Annotated in this window: 14 protein-coding genes and 3 pseudogenes; 4 read left to right on the forward strand and 13 right to left on the reverse strand. The window is 37.3% G+C overall.

Going from position 1 to position 19,213, the window contains the following annotated elements; genetic code table 11:
* Nucleotides 1-268 precede the first annotated feature (268 nt).
* On the forward strand, nucleotides 269-1,114 hold the full coding sequence (locus tag SanJ4206_RS08990; RefSeq protein ID WP_003029535.1) for a DUF975 family protein: 846 nt from the start codon (nucleotides 269-271) through the stop codon (nucleotides 1,112-1,114).
* 257 nt (nucleotides 1,115-1,371) lie between these two features.
* On the opposite strand, the gene SanJ4206_RS08995 is transcribed toward SanJ4206_RS08990, so the two are convergent.
* From SanJ4206_RS08995 to SanJ4206_RS09025, 6 genes are all read right to left on the reverse strand, one after another.
* Entirely contained in the window at nucleotides 1,372-1,866 is a 495-nt protein-coding gene (locus tag SanJ4206_RS08995) for a kinase (protein WP_003029538.1), read from the reverse strand.
* Nucleotides 1,867-2,304 carry a CoA-binding protein gene (locus SanJ4206_RS09000; RefSeq protein ID WP_006270495.1) on the reverse strand — a complete coding sequence of 146 codons (438 nt, stop codon included), beginning with the start codon at nucleotides 2,302-2,304 and terminating at the stop codon, nucleotides 1,867-1,869.
* Nucleotides 2,305-2,470: 166 nt separating this feature from the next.
* Nucleotides 2,471-5,116: a DNA polymerase I gene (gene polA, locus SanJ4206_RS09005; protein WP_003029541.1), complete on the reverse strand. Its 2,646-nt coding sequence runs from the start codon at nucleotides 5,114-5,116 to the stop codon at nucleotides 2,471-2,473.
* A gap of 292 nt (nucleotides 5,117-5,408) precedes the next feature.
* On the reverse strand, nucleotides 5,409-6,440 hold the full coding sequence (locus tag SanJ4206_RS09015; protein WP_003029543.1) for a sensor histidine kinase: 1,032 nt from the start codon (nucleotides 6,438-6,440) through the stop codon (nucleotides 5,409-5,411).
* 1 nt (nucleotide 6,441) lies between these two features.
* Nucleotides 6,442-7,128 carry a response regulator transcription factor gene (locus SanJ4206_RS09020; protein WP_003029545.1) on the reverse strand — a complete coding sequence of 229 codons (687 nt, stop codon included), beginning with the start codon at nucleotides 7,126-7,128 and terminating at the stop codon, nucleotides 6,442-6,444.
* A gap of 97 nt (nucleotides 7,129-7,225) precedes the next feature.
* The gene (locus SanJ4206_RS09025) at nucleotides 7,226-9,790 is read right to left on the reverse strand and encodes an SSURE domain-containing protein (RefSeq protein WP_041331426.1); all 2,565 of its coding nucleotides are present in this window, start codon (nucleotides 9,788-9,790) and stop codon (nucleotides 7,226-7,228) included.
* A 151-nt stretch (nucleotides 9,791-9,941) separates the two neighbouring features.
* Between SanJ4206_RS09025 and SanJ4206_RS09030 the strand changes: the two are divergent.
* Nucleotides 9,942-10,475 (forward strand): annotated as a pseudogene (locus SanJ4206_RS09030) (histidine phosphatase family protein).
* Nucleotides 10,476-10,587: 112 nt separating this feature from the next.
* Here the strand turns inward: SanJ4206_RS09030 and SanJ4206_RS09035 are convergent.
* From SanJ4206_RS09035 to SanJ4206_RS09045, 3 genes and pseudogenes are all read right to left on the reverse strand, one after another.
* Nucleotides 10,588-10,914 (reverse strand): hypothetical protein, encoded by a 327-nt coding sequence (locus SanJ4206_RS09035; RefSeq protein WP_003029552.1) that lies wholly within the window; start codon nucleotides 10,912-10,914, stop codon nucleotides 10,588-10,590.
* A gap of 141 nt (nucleotides 10,915-11,055) precedes the next feature.
* Nucleotides 11,056-11,325 (reverse strand): annotated as a pseudogene (gene tnpA, locus SanJ4206_RS09040) (IS200/IS605 family transposase); the annotation flags it as partial.
* Nucleotides 11,326-11,585: 260 nt separating this feature from the next.
* Nucleotides 11,586-13,055, reverse strand: coding sequence for a PspC-like choline-binding domain-containing protein (locus SanJ4206_RS09045; RefSeq protein WP_051415241.1), 1,470 nt, complete (start codon nucleotides 13,053-13,055; stop codon nucleotides 11,586-11,588).
* A gap of 179 nt (nucleotides 13,056-13,234) precedes the next feature.
* Here SanJ4206_RS09045 and SanJ4206_RS10120 point away from each other — a divergent pair.
* Nucleotides 13,235-13,309, forward strand: a pseudogene (locus SanJ4206_RS10120) (IS3 family transposase); the annotation flags it as partial.
* Between the two features lie 57 nt (nucleotides 13,310-13,366).
* On the opposite strand, the gene SanJ4206_RS09055 reads toward SanJ4206_RS10120, so the two are convergent.
* Genes SanJ4206_RS09055 through SanJ4206_RS09065 form a run of 3 tightly spaced genes read right to left on the reverse strand, consistent with a single transcriptional unit; the run spans nucleotide 13,367 to nucleotide 16,888 of the window.
* A complete protein-coding gene (locus SanJ4206_RS09055) occupies nucleotides 13,367-14,071 on the reverse strand; it encodes a sugar phosphate nucleotidyltransferase (RefSeq protein WP_003027730.1) in 705 nt (234 codons plus the stop codon).
* A 35-nt stretch (nucleotides 14,072-14,106) separates the two neighbouring features.
* A complete protein-coding gene (locus SanJ4206_RS09060) occupies nucleotides 14,107-15,030 on the reverse strand; it encodes a DMT family transporter (protein WP_003027731.1) in 924 nt (307 codons plus the stop codon).
* Entirely contained in the window at nucleotides 15,014-16,888 is a 1,875-nt protein-coding gene (locus tag SanJ4206_RS09065) for a phosphotransferase (protein ID WP_157622117.1), read from the reverse strand. Before SanJ4206_RS09065 ends, SanJ4206_RS09060 begins: the two co-directional genes overlap by 17 nt.
* A 179-nt stretch (nucleotides 16,889-17,067) precedes the next feature.
* Between SanJ4206_RS09065 and SanJ4206_RS09070 the strand changes: the two genes are divergently transcribed.
* Nucleotides 17,068-18,300 (forward strand): nucleotide sugar dehydrogenase, encoded by a 1,233-nt coding sequence (locus tag SanJ4206_RS09070; protein ID WP_003027733.1) that lies wholly within the window; start codon nucleotides 17,068-17,070, stop codon nucleotides 18,298-18,300.
* Nucleotides 18,301-18,800: 500 nt separating this feature from the next.
* Here SanJ4206_RS09070 and SanJ4206_RS09075 read toward each other — a convergent pair whose 3' ends face one another.
* Nucleotides 18,801-19,208: a serine O-acetyltransferase gene (locus SanJ4206_RS09075; RefSeq protein WP_003027735.1), complete on the reverse strand. Its 408-nt coding sequence runs from the start codon at nucleotides 19,206-19,208 to the stop codon at nucleotides 18,801-18,803.
* Nucleotides 19,209-19,213 lie beyond the last annotated feature (5 nt).

Raw genomic sequence — 19,213 nt, forward strand, 5'->3', positions numbered from 1 at the left:
AAAGAAAATCCCAACAAACGAGAGTCCCTCATGGTGTTTGTTAGCTGAAACAAGTTAACGCTTTCTTAGCACTGGGCACTTTCAATCATTGGTTGTGTTACATACTTATACAAGTGTGAAATCTTGATAAATATAACTCTAGTCAGATTGTAGCACATTTCTTTAATTAAGACAAGTCAAAAATGTTTAATTTCAAAAGGTTTTCTGCCAGCTATGATTAACTTGACTCCAAAATATGGTATAATATGTTTCAAATTAGGAGGCAAATATGAATTTAAGTGAATTGCGGGCAGAGGCTCGTCGTATCCAACGTCAAACCAAAGGTATCTATGCACTCTTTTTAGTACCAATTCTAACGGCGATTATTTCCGTTGTTTACAATTATTCTTCAGATACCTTTTCCAATAATATCTTACAATATGGCATTCAAAAGACGATTGTCCACGGAATCAATCGTTCTCTTTTCCCAATCGCGATTAGTTTTATCGTATCCTTCTTTTTGACGGCTACTTTTTGGACCTTACTGGAAGTCATTCGTGTAAAACGGCAAGAGGTACATTTTACAGATTCAGTTCGGACTTTTGATAGTAAAGTAATTGGTCCTGTTTTCATGACACTTTTGCTCAAACGTGTATTACTATTTCTGTGGAATATTTTCGTCTGGATTGGAAGCGGCATGATGATTCTGGCTAGTTTTAGTGTCATAAAACTCCTCCCCAATTCTCAAGCTCTCTCACAAAATACTGCACTTCAAACAACTGTTGGGACATTGTTACTTTATATTCTCATCGGTTTTATTTTGATGGTAATCGGTATTATTATTGCACTTCCTCAATATTACGCTTATTCGCAAGTAGAATTTATTCTTTGTGATACATTAGAAAACCAGAGCTATGAGAGCGCCTTTAAAATTATTCGTACAAGCCGCCAGATGATGAAAGGATATAAAGGCAAGCGATTTGTACTTGATTTAACTTTTATTGGCTGGTACTTGCTAAGTGCCCTTACTTTTGGAATTGCTTCTATTTATGTTTATCCCTACATTTATACAGCTCAGACTCTTTTCTATGAAGCTGTCAGAAAGGAAAAAGAACAAACTCCGATTTTTTCTTAATTTTTCTAACTCTGAAAAATAAAATTAACCTTACAAAGACTTGGACAGTTGTTCAGGTCTTTTAAGTTGCTTTCAATTCACTTTACATAAGTTGCCCTCAGGAAATACCATAAACTCTACACAAAAAAGCCACCAATTGGGTGACTTTATTAGGGAGATTATTATGAAAAAGTTTAGGATTTCTATCAAACAAAGTTAGGAGGTCTTCATTTGATAAATATAGTATAACCAAGTTAGCTTAAATCAACCTTAATTTTTTATAACAAATTGATATTTTTGGAAATTTTTTGAAAAGCATCTTCCAGCGAAACTTGATCTGTAAATATCGCTTCCTCCCAACCCAAGAAATCACATTCTTTCCACCAACGTTTCATATCAGCTGGACTGAAATCTGCTTTCTTGCTCCTTGTTTGATGGTGGCGAACCGCTTCTTCAAAAGTCAAATCATAATAGTAAGACAGAACTTTTGGATAAAAGAGGTCACGCAGTTCTTCTAGCATCTGCCCATAAATATCTGTTTCATAAAAACCTTCAACGATAACCAACAAATCTCGCTCATAGCCATAGCGGGCGATCGTTTCTGTCAAAGAGATTGATAGATTTTCCGGCTTGACCTTTTCTTTCAGCATATCACGACGAACGATATCTTGTGAGATGAGCAGCGTCTTTCGGCCATAGTATTCTTGCAATTTTTTTGCCAAACTCGTTTTTCCTGAACCAGAATTACCTCTGATAATCACCAATGTTGCCATTTATTCTCCGAAAATTAGACGGGTGTGCTCCTGCTTGATACAGCGATCCATGACAATATCATCCCGACCAGCTGCCCGCAGAATCTGCTCCGCTTCTTCATTCTCCAGACCCAACTGCGCCCAGAAAATTGTAGCATCTGCTTCCAGAAAATCACGCGCCACATCTGGCAGAAATTCACTGCGACGATAAATATCTACAATGTCAATAGAAAAAGGAATGTCCTTTAGACTGGCATACACAGTCTCGCCTAGAATTTTCCTACCAGCTGCTCGTGGATTAATCGGAATAATCCGATAGCCTCTCTCTTGCATCTCTTTGGATACACGATGGCTAGTTGCCTCCTCGCGATCCGACAAGCCAACAACCGCAATCACCTTGCTATTTTTTAAATACTGTTTGATAACCCCATCGCTGGGATTTTGGAAATGATAGGTCATAAAATTTTCTCCGTAATCTTTCATGTATAACGAGCCATACCGTCCCTTTTTGAACCAGAAACACAAATATTTTATAAAGTTGATGTATTTGCCTTGAAAGTTTCTGATCTGAACTGAACACAGCTAAAAAATCAGAATGATATAGCTCTTTGGGGTACTTTTGATTCTACTTCGCTTCATACCAGGTCTTGCCAGCACTTTCGTCCGCTTTCAAGGGTACAACAAGTTCAATGGCAGATTCCATGATGTCTTTGACCAGCGTTTTGATAGCGGTCAGTTCGTTTTCAGGTACTTCCAGCACAATTTCGTCATGAACTTGCAGCAACATCCTAGTTTTAAAATTCCCATCTGTCAGAGCTTGATCCAGCCGAATCATAGCAATTTTGAGAATATCAGCTGCACTGCCCTGAATCGGCGAATTGATTGCTGTTCGTTCTGCAAATCCTCGGACATTGAAATTACGAGAATTAATATCTGGAATCTCCCGACGACGGTGGAAGAGAGTTTCTACATAGCCTTTATCTCGAGCCTCTCGTACCACATTTTCCATATAATTCTTAATTCCAGGATAGCGTTCAAAATAAGTATCAATATAAGATTTAGCTTCTTTACGGCTAATCCCCAGATTGTTGGCAAGTCCAAAATCAGAAATCCCGTAAACAACACCAAAGTTGACAGCTTTAGCATTACGGCGATCATTTGGTGTCACATCCTCTGGCTTTTCAATACCAAAAACCCGCATAGCTGTCGAAGTGTGAATATCAGCTCCATGTCTGAATGCTTCAATTAAATGTTCATCACCCGAAATATGCGCCAAAACGCGCAGCTCAATTTGTGAGTAGTCGGAACTGAGCAAGACACTATCCTTCCACTCCGGCACAAAAGCTTTCCGAATTAAGCGTCCTTGCTCCAAACGAATTGGAATATTTTGCAGATTGGGATCCACGCTAGATAGTCTTCCTGTCTGGGTCAAATCTTGAAGATAACGAGTATGAATCTTTCCATCTGCTAAAATCCAATCCTGTAGCCCCATAACATAGGTTGATTGAATTTTAGCAATTTGCCGATAGTCCAAAATCTTCTCCACAATCGGTGCAATCGGTGCCAAACGTTCCAATACATCTACTGCCGTAGAGTAGCCTGTTTTGGTTTTCTTAGTGAAAGATGTTGGCAGACCCAGTTTTTCAAAGAGAATGCCTCCCAACTGTTTAGGCGAATTGATATTAAACTCTTCCCCTGCTAAGTCATAAATTTCCTGAGTTAGTCGAGCTAAAACTTCCTCATTTTCAGTCTGCATCGTTTGCAATGTTTCGCGCTCTACCTTGATACCAGCAATTTCCATCTTAGCAAGGACAAAAGCTAGCGGCTGCTCCATTTCGTACAGGAGATTAAGTTGATCGTGCTGACGTAGCAAGTCCGTCATAGGCTTTTCCGTTTCAACGAGAACTGTGACTTTTCTGGCTAAATGGCTCAATAAAATAGCTTTTTCAGGCAGTGCCCGCTTAGCTCCTTTTCCATAAACCACTTCATCTTCAACGAGTCTAGTCTTGCCATAAAGATTAGCAATCGTTGCAATTTCATTGTTATCAACGGTTGAAAGAAGGTACTTAGCTAAACGGCTGTCAAACGATGGTTGCGAAAGCTCAATACCTAAGCGACTGAGTAAGACCTTGGAGCGTTTAAAATCATAAACCTTGAGGGCTGTGTTTCCCAGAAATTCTTTGAAAGCTGGTTGCTGCAAAAGGTTGATGTCCTGACTGGCATAAATCTGCTGTGCATTTCCCCACGCAAAGCCCACCATCTCGTCTATGTGGTAATTGTCCCCCAACATTTCAAAGTAGAAAAAATCATCTTTACTGAGCATTTCTGGACGGACTTCCGTCACTTCCTCAAAAGCAATGTCGGCCGCCTCTTCTGGCTCTACTTCCGCTTCCAGCGCTTGCTTAAATTGTTTAAAGCCCATTTCATCATAGAATCTGCTTAATTGTTTGATATTCGGACCTTGATAGAGGATATCTTCCAAACCGATTTCGATGGGAGCTTGGGTATCAATGGTAACAAGTGTTCTAGACAAGAAAGCAATGTCCTTGTCATTGATGAGATTTTCCTTCATCTTAGACTGCTTCATTTGGTCAATGTTGTCATAAATGCCTTCCAGAGAGCCGTATTCCAAGAGAAGCTTGAGTCCCGTTTTCTCACCGATTTTCGTCACACCAGGGATATTGTCCGAAGAATCACCCATAAGAGCTTTGAGATCAATGAACTGGGCTGGTGTAATTCCCATTTTTTCCATTAGATAGGCTGGTGTAAATTCCTCAAATTCTGCCACACCTTTTTTAGAAATTTCCACAATAGTATTATCATCGGTCAGCTGGATTAGATCCTTATCTCCGCTCACGATCGTCACATCGTAGGGTACAGGCGTGTTTTCAGCCATTTTATCCAGAGTTCCAATAATATCATCAGCTTCATACTGATCCAAGTCGTAATAGCGAATACCTAACTTATCCAGCATTTCTCGGATAAAAGGAAGCTGCTCACGAAATTCCTCCGGCGTTTTAGCCCGACCACCTTTGTAATCAGCATACATCTCTGTCCGAAAGGTGGTCTTCCCCGCATCAAAAGCCACCAAGATATGAGTCGGCTGCACCCGCTCCATTAAATGATTGAGCATAAGGTGAAAGCCATAAATAGCATTGGTATGAAGTCCGAACGGACTCTTGAATCGATCAATTTGATTGTAAAGTGCAAAAAAAGCACGAAAAGCGACGGACGAACCGTCAATCAACAGTAATTTATTCTTGTTTTCCATAGGTTTATTATAACATGAAACCAAAAAAATTTTTTGATTAAGGATAATGGCAGCACACAAAAAGCCTAAGAAAATTTTCTTAAGCCTTTATACTATTTTGATACAACAACTTCTCCAAATGTTTCACTGCATCTGCAAAGTACTACATACGTAGCTGCTTCTTGGACGGCCTTCGGAGCATGCGCCATACAGTAGGAAATATCGGATTTTTCAAAGACTGCAAACTAACTAATAAAAATAAAGAATGAGATAACCCGAAATGTTCATTTTTCTAGTCTATCTCACTTTCATTTTATAAATCTAATACAAGCGAAAAACTGCTACCTTGTCCATACTCACTTTGCACGAAAATATCACCACCCAATTGGCGTGCCAATTCACGTGCGATATAGAGTCCTAGACCGTGCCCGCCAGTTTTCATATTGCGAGAAGATTCCACCCGATAAAGTCGTTTAAAAATCTTATCCAAATCTTCTGACTTAATTCCCTGACCTTCATCTGCCACCGTTAAAATCAAGCGCTTATTTTCAACCACCGCATCAATAGTAAGCTTAGTGCCTGCTTCCGAATACTTAAAAGCATTGCTCACAAGATTGAGAATAATCCGTGAAAGTTTATCATAATTGCTAATAATTTTTGCTGATTCTGGCTGCACCGAAATTCGAATATCTCGGCCTTCTCTATCAATCACCAATTGGAACTCCGACATAATATCAATCAAGAGCTTATCAAGAAAAATCTCCTCTTTTTCTATCGGTGTATCTGGTTCATGCATGGTATTTAACGTAATGAAGCTCAACTCTTCCACCAGTTTATTTAGGCGATCGGTCTGCCGACTGATGGTTTTGAGATAATACTGCTGCTCATCAGCTGCAATCACACCATCTAACATTCCCTCCACCGTCGCTTGAATAGATGTCAAAGGCGTTTTAATATCGTGTGAGAGCTGAGCAATCATCAAGCCCTTTTCTTTCTCGCTTTCTTCTAAAGAAGCAAAAGTATCTTGTAAATCCGTTGACATTTCGTTGAAAGCATCTGCTAATTCTTTAAACTCTGTTGGATTTTTAATTGTATTGACCGTTTCAAACTTCTTATCTGAAATACCTTTGATGAGCTGTTTTAATTTATCCAAAGAGAGAAAAACGCGGCTCAACAGTAAAAGACTGACCAATGCACCTGTAATACTTGCTAGAATACTAATCCCAATAATAAAATAAATATCACTTTTTGAAATTAGCATGGTGTTGACAGACCAGATAATGGCAACAACTGTGATGGTTGTGGAAATGAGGTAACCCACAATAATAAAGTGTTTTAATTTCATTTTAAACCTCTATCTTATAGCCCAACCCCCAAACAGTCTTAATAGTGGGCGTTTTTTCAGTACTATACTTCGCTAAATCCTGCCGCAAAGCATGGATATGAACATTGAGCGTATTTGTGTCATCCACAAAGTCCTCTTGCCACACCTTTTCATAAAGCTCTGTTTTAGAAAAAACACGTTGAGGATTATTAGCAAGAATCCATAGCAACTCAAACGATTTGATGGTGATATCTAGCGGACGATCATGAACACTTACTTCGCGCGTTTCGTGATTCATCACCAGATCACCCAGCTGTAGTGTTTCTTCCGTTCCCATACTACGGTGAATGCGACGTAGGATATTATTGACTCGCAACACCAACTCTCGCGGACTAAAAGGTTTGGTGATAAAATCATCTGCCCCCATACTGAGAGAATAAATCTTATCTGGCTCAGATGTTTTAGCCGTGATAAAAAGGAAAGGCTGCTCTGGAGAAAGGTATTGTACTTCCCCAATCAGATCATAGCCATCCATATTGGGCATCATAATATCTGTAATAATCAAATCAATCGAATATTTCTGAAAAATCTCTAAGGCTTCCTGACCATCATGCGCTACATTCACTTCATAACCAGCCTGTATTAAATAACGTTTGTTAATCTCGGTAATCTCTACTTCATCATCTACTAATAAAATTCTCTTTGCCATTTTCTTACCTCTATTGTGAAAAATAGTGTTATACCACGAAAAAGTATAACACTATTTCTATACTTGATTCAAGCGTTATTGCTCACAAATGCGAGAATTACTTCTTTTCTCTGCGTTTCATGCCAACAAGTGCTAAAATAGCTGCTGCACTTAGGCCAAGAAGTCCTAAAACTGTTAAAGCAAGAGAAGATTTTTGACCTGTATTAGGAAGCGATTTTTTACTTGCCCTAGCTTGTCCACCTTTTGAAGTTGTTGCAGAAGGTGTGCCACCTTTATTTGAATGTTTGCTTCCGTCATGATCTGCTTTTTTACCTTGGTTTTGTGCCTGACCATTTTGATCTTGTTGAGATTGCCCATTAGAGTCCGCTTTCTTTTCAGCTTTTAGGTTAATGGTCACAGATTTCGTCGCAATGACATTGTTCAAGTCTGCTTTACCGTCTTTAGTTGCACCATAAACTGTGACTGTTGCTTTATAAGAATGCGTTCCATTAGCCTTTAATTGATCTAAAAGTGCTTGATTTTCTTTGCCAGTCGTATTACCGTTTAAAGCAACTTGATAGAAATATTTGCCTTTTTCTAAACCTACAAGTGGTAGGAGACCTGCATGGTTTGCTTTACCATTATCTGACCACGGTGCGCCATCTGAGGATTTCAACAAGAGACGTGTTAACATACCGTCACCACCGAAGAGCTCATACGGAATGACTTGGTTGACACCAGCTGTAAATGGTCCTGGATAGACTGCATTTGTCAAATAACTTGCAGGAACATCAATTTTATCTTTGATGTTATCTGCTACGGATTTTTTCACTTGGTCAGCAGTCGTAGTACCGTTCAGATTCAAGTTCACTTGACGTGTTGCGATGACATTGTTCAAGTCTGCTTTACCATCTTTGGTTGCACCATAAACCGTTACCGTTGCGGTATAACTGTGTGTGCCGTTCGCTTTCAGTTGATCCAAGAGAGCTTTGCCTTGTTTGCCGGCTACATTACCATTGAGTGACACTTGGTAGAAATATTTGCCTTTTGGAATGTTGGCAAAGGGTAGTAAGCCAGCGTGTTTTGCCGTGCCGTTATCTGACCATGGGGCGCCATTTGAAGATTTCAACAAGAGACGTGTTAACATCCCATCACCACCGAAGAGTTCATACGGAATGACTTCGTTCACGCCTGCCGTAAAGGGACCAGGGTGGTTCGCGTTTTGTAAGAAGGAAGCTGGTACATCTGTACTGCCCTTGATATTATCCGCTACAGATTGCTTAGCTTGAGCAAGAGATGGATCTTCTTGCGCTTTTTGACCATTCAAATTCAGATTTACTTGACGTGTTGCGATAACATTGTTCAAGTCTGCCTTACCATCCTTAGTTGCACCGTAAACTGTGACGGTTGCGGTATAACTGTGTGTGCCATTCGCTTTCAATTGATCCAAGAGGGCCTTGCCTTGTTTGCCGGCCGCATTACCATTGAGTGACACTTGATAGAAATATTTACCTTTTGGAATGTTGGCAAAGGGTAGTAAGCCAGCGTGTTTTGCCGTGCCGTTATCTGACCATGGGGCGCCATTTGAAGATTTCAACAAGAGACGTGTTAACATCCCGTCACCACCGAAGAGTTCGTACGGAATGACTTCATTCACGCCTGCCGTAAAGGGACCAGGGTGGGTCGCATTGGCTAGGAAAGAAGCCGGAACATCTGTACTGCCCTTGATATTATCCGCTACAGATTGCTTAGCTTGAGCAAGAGATGGATCTTCTTGCGCTTTTTGACCATTCAAATTCAGATTTACTTGACGTGTTGCGATAACATTGTTCAAGTCTGCCTTACCATCCTTAGTTGCACCGTAAACTGTGACGGTTGCGGTATAACTGTGTGTGCCGTTCGCTTTCAGTTGATCCAAGAGAACTTTGCCTTGTTTGCCGGCCGCATTACCATTGAGTGACACTTGATAGAAATATTTACCTTTTGGAATGTTGGCAAAAGGTAGTAAGCCAGCGTGTTTTGCCGTGCCGTTATCTGACCATGGGGCGCCATTTGAAGATTTCAACAAGAGACGTGTCAGCATACCATCACCACCGAAGAGTTCATACGGAATGACTTCGTTCACGCCTGCCGTAAAGGGACCGGGGTGGGTCGCGTTTTGTAAGAAGGAAGCAGGAACATCTGTACTGCCCTTGATATTGTCCGTTACAGATTGCTTAGCTTGAGCAAGAGATGGATCTTCTTGCGCTTTTGGAGTTGCTTCTTTTACAACTGTTTCTGACGCCTTTTGGATTTTTTTCGCAGCTTCTGCAATGGATTTGCCTACTTTGTTTTCTTTTGTAACTTCTTGTTTTTCTTGCACCTTTTTATCTGGTGTTTGAGTTGTTCTGCCAGACAAATCTTGTGAGGGCTTAGTTGCATCTGGCGTTTCTTTCTTGTCAGCTGTTGGTTTTTCAGATTGTCCTACTTTCGAATCAAGTATGGATTTCCCAGATTCTGTTGGACTATTTGACGGGGCTGTCGTGACCACCTTGTTTTGCGTACCAACTTGTGCATTTACAGGATTACTAATGAGAATAAAGAACCCACTTGCTACAACAACCGAAGCTACACCCACACTCAGGCGGCGAATAGACCATTTGGTATATCTTTCATGATTTGGACGATGATTTTTGTCAACCATATTATTTACTCCTTTGATTATTTTTAATGGTTGATTAAAGTTTACCAAGCTCTTATTAACTATCCGTAAGACAAAGTTAAAGTTTTTCTTAAATAAGCATTATTTCTTGCTTATTTATAGAATTTTCACATGTTGTGATATACTAGATTACATGAACAACATTTATTATTTTGTCCGTCACGCGCACTCAACTTACACACCTGACGAATGGACACGCCCTTTGTCACAAAAGGGACTCACTTCCCTCTCACAATTAAAAATACTAGAGAATAAGCCAATCTCTGCTATTTATTCTAGTCCTTACCAACGAGCAGTTGAAACGATTGAGCCTTTGGCACTAACCTTTGGGCTTCCGATTCAACTTGATAAGCGATTGATTGAACGAAAACTAAGCAGTCAGCAGGTTTCCGACCAAACATTTGAAACTACACTCAAGCAACTTTGGCAAAATCCTGACAGTTCTCTACCGGGTGGCGAATCAAATCTCATAGCTCAAAACCGAGCTCTATCATTTCTGCAAGAATTAGAAGAAAATCACTAAGATGAACACATCATCATCAGTTCTCACGGCAATCTGATTTGTATCCTGCTCAGCTATTTTGATGGACAAATCCATTATGATTTTTGGAAACAACTGCCCATGCCCGCTATTTTGATATTAAAAGATGAAAAAGTATACTTGTAGTAAGATTTGAATTAACTTTATCTATCAGTCACAAATTATTTTTTCACTAGTGAAACTCCTAAACTATTCCTATTTAGTTTAGGAATTTTTATTTGACAAATGATTTTCCAAATCACCTCAAGTCCTTATACAGTTTCTTTCGCGTTCGTTTCTTCCATGAAAATGGTTCTTGCTCTCCTTTGGTCTGCTCTTGATTCTCAAAACCGCTCCCCTCCAAACTCGTAACTGAATTTTTGGCTAAGTTCCGAATGTAAGCCTTGGTTCTGTCTCGAATAAAGTCTTGCGGTGACTCACCATTTAATCGTAATAAGTTCGTATGAGGTTGCCAGATAAAGTAATAAAAATCCCCTGTCTCCACCAACCGATAACATAAATAATGAACTCCTTGCTTAACCACCCAACTATCTACCAAATACAACAATCGTTGCCGATACAACATTTTCCTTCCTTCAAATATCTTCAAAGATGTCGTTGAATAATAAATCGTTTCATGTTCTGTTTTCCGGACGAGAAGATAACTCCCTATCGGAAAAATATAGAGAAAGAAAATCAACTAAAATTCTCATCGTTTTGAACATCAAATTATGAGACTGCTCTTACCGTTTAAATAACCCATACAACTTGCAACTCTGAGTTTCGGAGGAATACTCACTAACATGTAAATATGATCCGAACTTACATTCGCTTCATGAATCGTCACTCCCTTACGCTCACACAAATCACAAATAATCTTGCCGATACTGGACTTGTATCTGCCATATATAATTTAGCGACTATATTTGGGTGCGAAAACGATATGATAACTACAATTCCAACGATTATGTGATAAACTTTCATTATCCTCTCTCATGAGGTACCTCCTTTATGATCTGATGGGGTGGTGGGGAAACCACTTCTATACTTATCATTTGGGGAGGGATTTTTATTACCTCGCTGGAAGCTCCACGGAACCACTAGCATAGCTAGTGGTTTTCGCAAGACAAAAAGAGAGAATCAGATTGATTCTCTCTAAGGTTTCATTATAAGCCACTCATTACAATTGACAAAGTACCAATACTACTAAGGGAATGCTTATGATATTGCAAAAAAAGTAAATCTTATTTAATATTATTAAGATCTTTTAAGATGGTTAGGAATCCATTTACCATCGGCGCCTACATAGTATTTTCCATTGTCTACCCAAGCGTTTCTAGCCATTTTACCATCTTGCCCGACCCAATAGGTATTGTCAATCCATTGGTTTTTTGCTGGAGTGCCGTCTGCTTTGTAGTAGAACCAATCACCTTTGGCATCCTTATGCCAACCAGGTTTATGAGCGTCTTTCACCCATTTACCATCAGCTCCTACATAGTATTTCCCGTTGTCAACCCAAGCGTTTCTCGCCATTTTTCCATCTTGCCCGACCCAATAGGTATTGTCAATCCATTGATTTTTCGCTGGAGTGCCGTCTGCTTTGTAGTAGAACCAATCACCTTTGGCATCCTTATGCCAACCAGGTTTATGAGCGTCTTTCACCCATTTACCATCAGCTCCTACATAGTATTTTCCGTTGTCAACCCAAGAATTTCTCGCCATTTTTCCATCTTGCCCGACCCAATAGGTATTGTTAATCCATTGGTTTTTCGCTAGAGTGCCATCTGCTTTGTAATAGAACCAATCACCTTTAGCATCCTGTCCCCAACTATTCTTTTTTCCTTGAATATTGAAAACGAGTTTGACAGTAGTATTTTCGGTAACTTTATTTTTTTTCGGTAATCTTAGTGTAATTGGAACAGTGTAGTTTCCTATTTTTTTAGGAGAACCGGTTATTTGTGAACCACCACCATTTTTCGTAACTTTTACTGTTAAGCCTTCTGGTAGCTGTTTTCGAACTTGCTCCCAGTCTATTTGAACATCTTTTCCATACCCTAAATAGATTGAAAAGTCTTTCCCGCGCTTAAGATTGAAAGTTTTTTGTTGATTTTCTTTTAGAACTGAAGTTGGTTCCACAAGATTGCTATCCTTGGTTAAGAGAACAGGTTTTTTATTAAGATAGGTATCATAAATAGCATCATCTGGAGAGACTATTGTTTTGCCGCTTACTTCTTTCCCTGTTTTATCAGTATAATAATAGTGAGGGGATGTTGTAGGGGTGGTATAACTCACTTCTTGATATTTTGTACCGTCCTTATTTGTTTTTATTTCAATTTTATAAGGGGTACGCTCATTATCACCAATATTTAAACCACCTAGGTCAGCAAGAAAAAAGTGGAAATCTTTAGTTTCTTCATTATATCCATAAGTTCGTATCAATTTTTTGGATAAGATATCACCTTTCATATTTTTTAAAATTTCAGTGATATAATTTTGCCCTAATTGTCCTTTGAATGTTGTTCTATAAGTAAATAAAGGCTTTCCAGACTTAACTTCATCTTCTGTTTTCCAAACTTTGATAGTGATATCTTTGTTTATGTTGTTTTGTTTATGTTGCAACAACTTTGAAGTGTTTGAAGATGTGATTGCTGATACAGGAGTTGCAGACATTAAAAATGCTAAGCCGACTCCACCAATGATAAGTGTAGCTTTTTTCATTTTAGACATAGTAACATTTCCTTTGAATTTATAATATAATTTATTATATCATGTGTTTCAATTTGTTTTTTGCATTTTTTGTAAGTTATATGTAAAAATTATATTTAGCTAAGACGAGAATTTTTAATCAAATCTATAGTTGTTTGGTAATGAGGATGCTTTTCGATGATGACTATTATTTTAAAGCTGATTCTTACAATCACAAGCGAATCAAAACAAAATTAAAAGGATTGAGTCCTGTTCAATACAAAACCAAATCCTTTCAACAATTATTTTGGAGTCAGCACACAGTTTTCTGCTTCTTTTTCTGTAAGAATTCGTTATTTATCACTTTGATATTGGGAGTATCCTAATACATTATGTAGATGTTGCAAATCTTCTAGACTATCAATTTCAAAAATACTGTTATGGGAAATAGATTGGATTTTAACGTTTAAGTTAGGGAGCTGATCTAGAACGATATTATCCCAATAAATATCTGCATAATTTCCTAACTCAAATTTTTTTTCAATTGCTTCTTGTAATAAAGCACCATCTGTAGAATTCCAATAGGAAACTCCGCACATAATAGGTCCTTCTCCATCTTCAATAGTGATATCTGTCACAAAAGAATCACTATTGGTGTGAAGAACCCATTCTTGCTTAAAATTTGTTTTATAAGCAGAAAAATAAGTAGAAGTTTCTAGATTGTTTGATAAAAAATTATCAACTAAATAATTATCGGCATCAATAACATAAGTATTTGATAGATACTGTTTGACTAAATACATTGTATAAAAATTATTATAAATAGCATATTTGTCATTATGTACTAAAGTTACTTGATATTTATCTTTTAAAAATTCAAATTTTTCGGCTAAGTGACCTGTAACAATAATAATTTCATCTATGCCTTTTTCTCGTAAGAAATGGATTTGTCGTTCAATCAAGGTTTCGTCTCCTATCTTGATTAAAGATTTGGGAGTCGTTAGAGTAATTGGTCGGAGACGAGTTCCCATGCCAGCAGCTAAAATAATAGCTCTCATAATAACCTACTTTCTGATTTATACAATGTTATGGTTCACTCTTTTGAGATGAAAAGAGTACCGATGATAATCATGATACTACATAAAATCAACTTTATGTCAAAATGTCCACCAATTAGTAAGATACTAAAAATAATAGCCCAGATAGAGTAGGTGACATTCATTCCTGTTGCTTTGACGGGTCCGATTGTATCAATAGCTTGATAGTAGAAAAGGTAGGATGTAGTACCGATAAGCGCTAAGGCGATGATAGCAAAAGTAATAGGACGACTTAATACGCTGTAAAAATTAAACAAAGCATGCCCTTCAAAAACGATAAAGAAAAAGTAAACGATACTGGATACCCATTGCCGTATGAACAGTGCTTCTTTTGGAGTAATATCATCTTTCATACCATAGGCGCAAATAACGCTTTCTGATGCCCAACCGCCAGCACAAATACAGGCCGCGATGAAACCCCAAACTGCTTGTTCATTTAAAGAGTTAAGCTGAGAATATCCTAATATACTGATAGCTAGTACAGATAGAAGCAGTCCTATCCATCCTTTTTTGGTTAAATAATCCTTTAAAAATAGAGCTCCTAAAACGGCAGCTACAACTGGATATAGAGCGGAGATACTTGCAGTATATCCAGCTCCAATTGTATCAATGGCATATAAATAAGCACGCATGCCAATAGGACCGCCAAATAAAGCAGCAAACATTACAAATAAAGCACTTTTGAGTTTGAATTTTGAAATAGTCGTTCGTAGTTCACCTTTTATACCCTGCAAAATTGTTAAATATAAAGCAGAAAATAGATCATGGAAAAAAGCTAGAAGTAACGATGCAGCCACTAAACGTTTGTCAACCAATGAAAATGGAACGGCGAGTAACACCCATCCATTAAAGGCTGTATCTGCTCCCCATAGTAGTCCCGATAATAAACCACTGAAAATTCCTTTACGATAAGAGTTCATGATAATCCTCTCTTTTTTCCTGATACAAGGTCATATTTTTCCAAGCGCGCTCCAGACGGTCTTTTCCATAACTACCAAAGTTATCACCTCTACTTTCTTTAAAAATTGTCCAAGCTGACCAGACAAAATCAGAACAAATTTTATAAGCAAGAACTTTTAATTCAATCAGTGGAGGAAGTTCTTTGGTTTGATAGTAAGTTTCTAGTAACTGTTGCTCCTGAGCATTTGTAAAATTACATTCAATACTATGGTTCGCTAAGTCCCATACAGGGTCATTCATTCCAGAGTATTCCCAGTCAATTAAAAAAGTTTTTCCTTGACTATCTTTAACAAAATTTTCTGGTACAGTATCAATATGGCATGGGGTTTTTTCAATTCCCATTTTTAATAAATCTTTTTCCAAGGATAAAACGAGAGGCCGTAAGACCTGGTATCCTTCATAATAAGTGGCAGCCATTTCATCTGCTAAATGCTCATATTTTTCAATTTCTCTAAATACATTAAATTCATTGCTGAACTCTAAACCAGAATGATGTAGTTTTCTCAATAAATTAGTTGTTAATTTCATATTTTTAGGATAAGCCGCTGTTACTGGATTCAGTGTTTCTGCACCTGTGATAAATTGACTAATTTTAGTTCCTGTCTCAGCATCAAAATAAGTTGTCTCGACATCAAGTCCCAAAATTTGAGCAATGATGCTGTTTTCTTTTTCAGCTGTACGATCAATAAAGCGATCAGTCCCATTTCCAGCAATTCGGACGATAAAGGATTGTCCATTTAGAATGACCTTATAATTTTTATTGGTCATGCCACCGGCACTTTCTAATAAATCAATATCTTTATCTGTAACATCTAGTTTATCTTTTATGAACGTGCGAACAGTGTCAATTTCTAATCGTTTTTCTTTTTGAAGAATGCGTGGGTAAATGATTTGTGTGACAGATTTTATCTGTGATTGATCATCAATTTCTCCCCAGATAAAATCATCTACGCGGACATATCCTAAACGATAATCTCTAGCAACATCCATCATGATATACTCATAATTAACAAGAGGATTTTCATTTTTTGAAAAAATAGTTAACATTTTTTCAAAAAAAGGAAAAGAGAATTTAGACATTCCAATCATCTCTCCATCAATATGATTAAATTGATGGATATCTTTGCTTATCTTAGAAATTTGTTCTCCTTGAATTTCAACCATGGCTTCATCATAGTTTTCACGCACACTAGTAATTAAAATACTACTAGTATCGTTAGAGTGAAGGAGTTGTGTTAACCCACGTTCTTCAAATACTAGATCTCCTTCAATCAGTAAAAAATCATCATTTATAAAGGATTTTGCTTTTGCTAAAGAGGCCATTGTTCCGGTCGTTTTAAATTGTTGATTAACAACTATGTGTATCTGAGGATATTTTTTTTCAATCGGAATTAGCATTTCTTTGGCAAAACCTACAACTAATACGATATTGGTAATACCTGATGAAATCAATAATTGAATACTTCTATCTAAAATGGTTTCATTATCTAGAGGTAGTAATCCAACAGGAATATTAATTTCTTGTGCTTGTCCAGCTAATAGGATGACAGCATTCGTGATAACTTTTTTATCATTGCTCAATGAAATTTTTTTTTGCTGTTCTTCTCTTAAGAAACGTTCCAATAGCTGTAAGCCAGCTTCAGTCAAATGATAAATATTCTTTTTTCTCTTTTCGATTAACAAGTAGTTTTCTTCTTCTAATAATTTAAGGATATTGTTAATTTTTCCCAGAGAAATATTAGTTTTATCTGATATTTCTCGTTGAGACAAGTATCTATTTTGATTGAGTTCGTATAAAACAGTAAACAAGTCATTCATGGCGCACTCCTTTGTTCATTTTTTGAACAATATGATTGTACTCTAATTTTTTACGCTTGTCAATAACTTGAAAATCTAAATAATCAAAAATCCTAAAGTGATGTTGACCAGCAAACTATTTTTTTTCTTATAAATAATGTATAATTATAATTGATTAAGCAAATGGAGAGGATACTTATATGAAAATAGCAGTAGCAGGTACAGGTTATGTTGGTTTATCTATCGCAGTTTTGTTAGCTCAGCATCATCAAGTAGTAGCAGTGGATATCATTCCTAAGAAGGTTGAATTGATCAATCAGAAACAGTCACCTATCCAAGATGATTATATAGAGAAATATCTGGCAGAAAAAGAATTGAACCTTTTGGCTACATTAAATGCAGAAAAAGCTTATCAGAATGCAGACTTTGTGGTCATTGCAGCTCCGACGAATTATGATCCAAAAAAGAATTTTTTTGATACATCTGCTGTAGAGTCTGTCATTAAAACAGTGCTAAAATACAACCCTGAGGCCATCATGGTGATTAAAAGTACCGTTCCTGTGGGCTATACCGAGTCAGCAAGGAAAAAATTTCAGACTGAAAACATCTTATTTAGTCCTGAATTTTTGCGTGAGTCAAAAGCACTTTATGATAACTTGTACCCAAGTCGAATTATTTTAGGAACAGATAAAAGCAATGAGCGTTTGATAAGTGCTGCTAAAACTTTTGCGGTTTTGCTTCAGGAAGGCGCTTTAAAGAAGGATATTGAGACATTGTATATGGGCTTTACAGAAGCTGAAGCGGTAAAGCTTTTTGCGAATACTTATCTTGCCCTGCGTGTATCTTATTTCAATGAGTTAGATACCTATTCTGAGATGAAGAATTTGGACACTCAAGCGATTATTAAGGGGGTGAGTTTAGACCCTCGTATTGGTGACCATTACAACAATCCTTCTTTTGGCTATGGTGGTTATTGCCTTCCAAAAGATACCAAGCAACTTCTTGCAAACTATTCTGACGTTCCTCAGGATATGATGACAGCGATTGTACAAAGCAATCGTACAAGAAAAGATTATATTGCAGATCGAATTTTAGAGCTTGCAGGAGCTTATGTTGGTAATGAATCCTATGAGCCAGCTAAGGAACGAGAGATTACGGTAGGTGTTTACCGTTTGACAATGAAAAGCGACTCAGATAATTTTAGACAATCCTCTATTCAGGGGGTTATGAAACGTTTAAAAGCTAAAGGAGTTACAATTATTATTTATGAACCGACGCTTGAGGATGGTGTTACTTTCTTTGGCAGTCAGATAGTCAATGATTTTAAAAGATTTAAAGACCTTAGTCAAGTGATTATTGCCAATCGTTTTGATGAAACCTTAGAAGATGTAAAAGAAAAAGTTTACACCAGAGATATCTTTAAGAGAGATTGATTAAATTTATAAAGCTCTGTAATTACTGTAGTGGATAAATCCATGAGGAGTTATGGAGCTTTTTGAGTGTATAAAAAAAGCCCTATATGACTTATAATGAAAAGTGCCTAAACCATCATTAAAAGGATTCATATAGAACAACTTAAGAATACCACAGAATTATCATTGTGAAAATCTTTGACAAGAATTCTATTGAATATCGTGCTATGAAAAATCACTGGAAATTCCCGCAAAAGAATAAGTGGAAGTTCATGATCACTCTTTTATTCACACACAGTGAAACAGCCTCTAAATTCTTAGAAAGCTGATTCAAAGAATTCCCCAATGCTCAATGAACTTCGTTATCATTACGAAACCTAATAATAACTCCTTTTTCATTTTCAAGAAAGGACCGAACAAAAACTTTGATGGAGTAGTAAGTTACTTATTATCTTCTATTTAACTTACTATTCTTATCTACTTAAAAACTGTTCTAAATAGCCGATTTTAAATTTACTCTATTAACGAATGATTGCTTTTGAATTTAGTACTTTTAGTTCCACAGGATTAACCACTGTACTGCCCGCTGGAACATCATGTAAAACCATGGTTCCTGCTCCAATCTTAGAATTAGCACCAATTTTCACATTTCCTAAAATAAATGCATGAGCCCCTATAAAGCAGTTTTCACCTATGATAATTCTATCATCAACATCTTTAATCCCTAATGTTACATGATGTTGTATAGTCACATTGTCTTCAATTATAGCATTGCTACTTACAACTGTTCCTAACCCACGATGTTCAAAATTTACATTTTTCCCTATTTTAGCTTTACGTGGACACTCAAAACCATACAAAACTCTAAGTAGAAAAACTCCACCCTTTAATTTCCTACTCCAATTATATATAAAATAAAATAATCTCATAATTT

The organism is Streptococcus anginosus (assembly GCF_001697145.1).
Lineage (GTDB): Bacteria > Bacillota > Bacilli > Lactobacillales > Streptococcaceae > Streptococcus > Streptococcus hominis.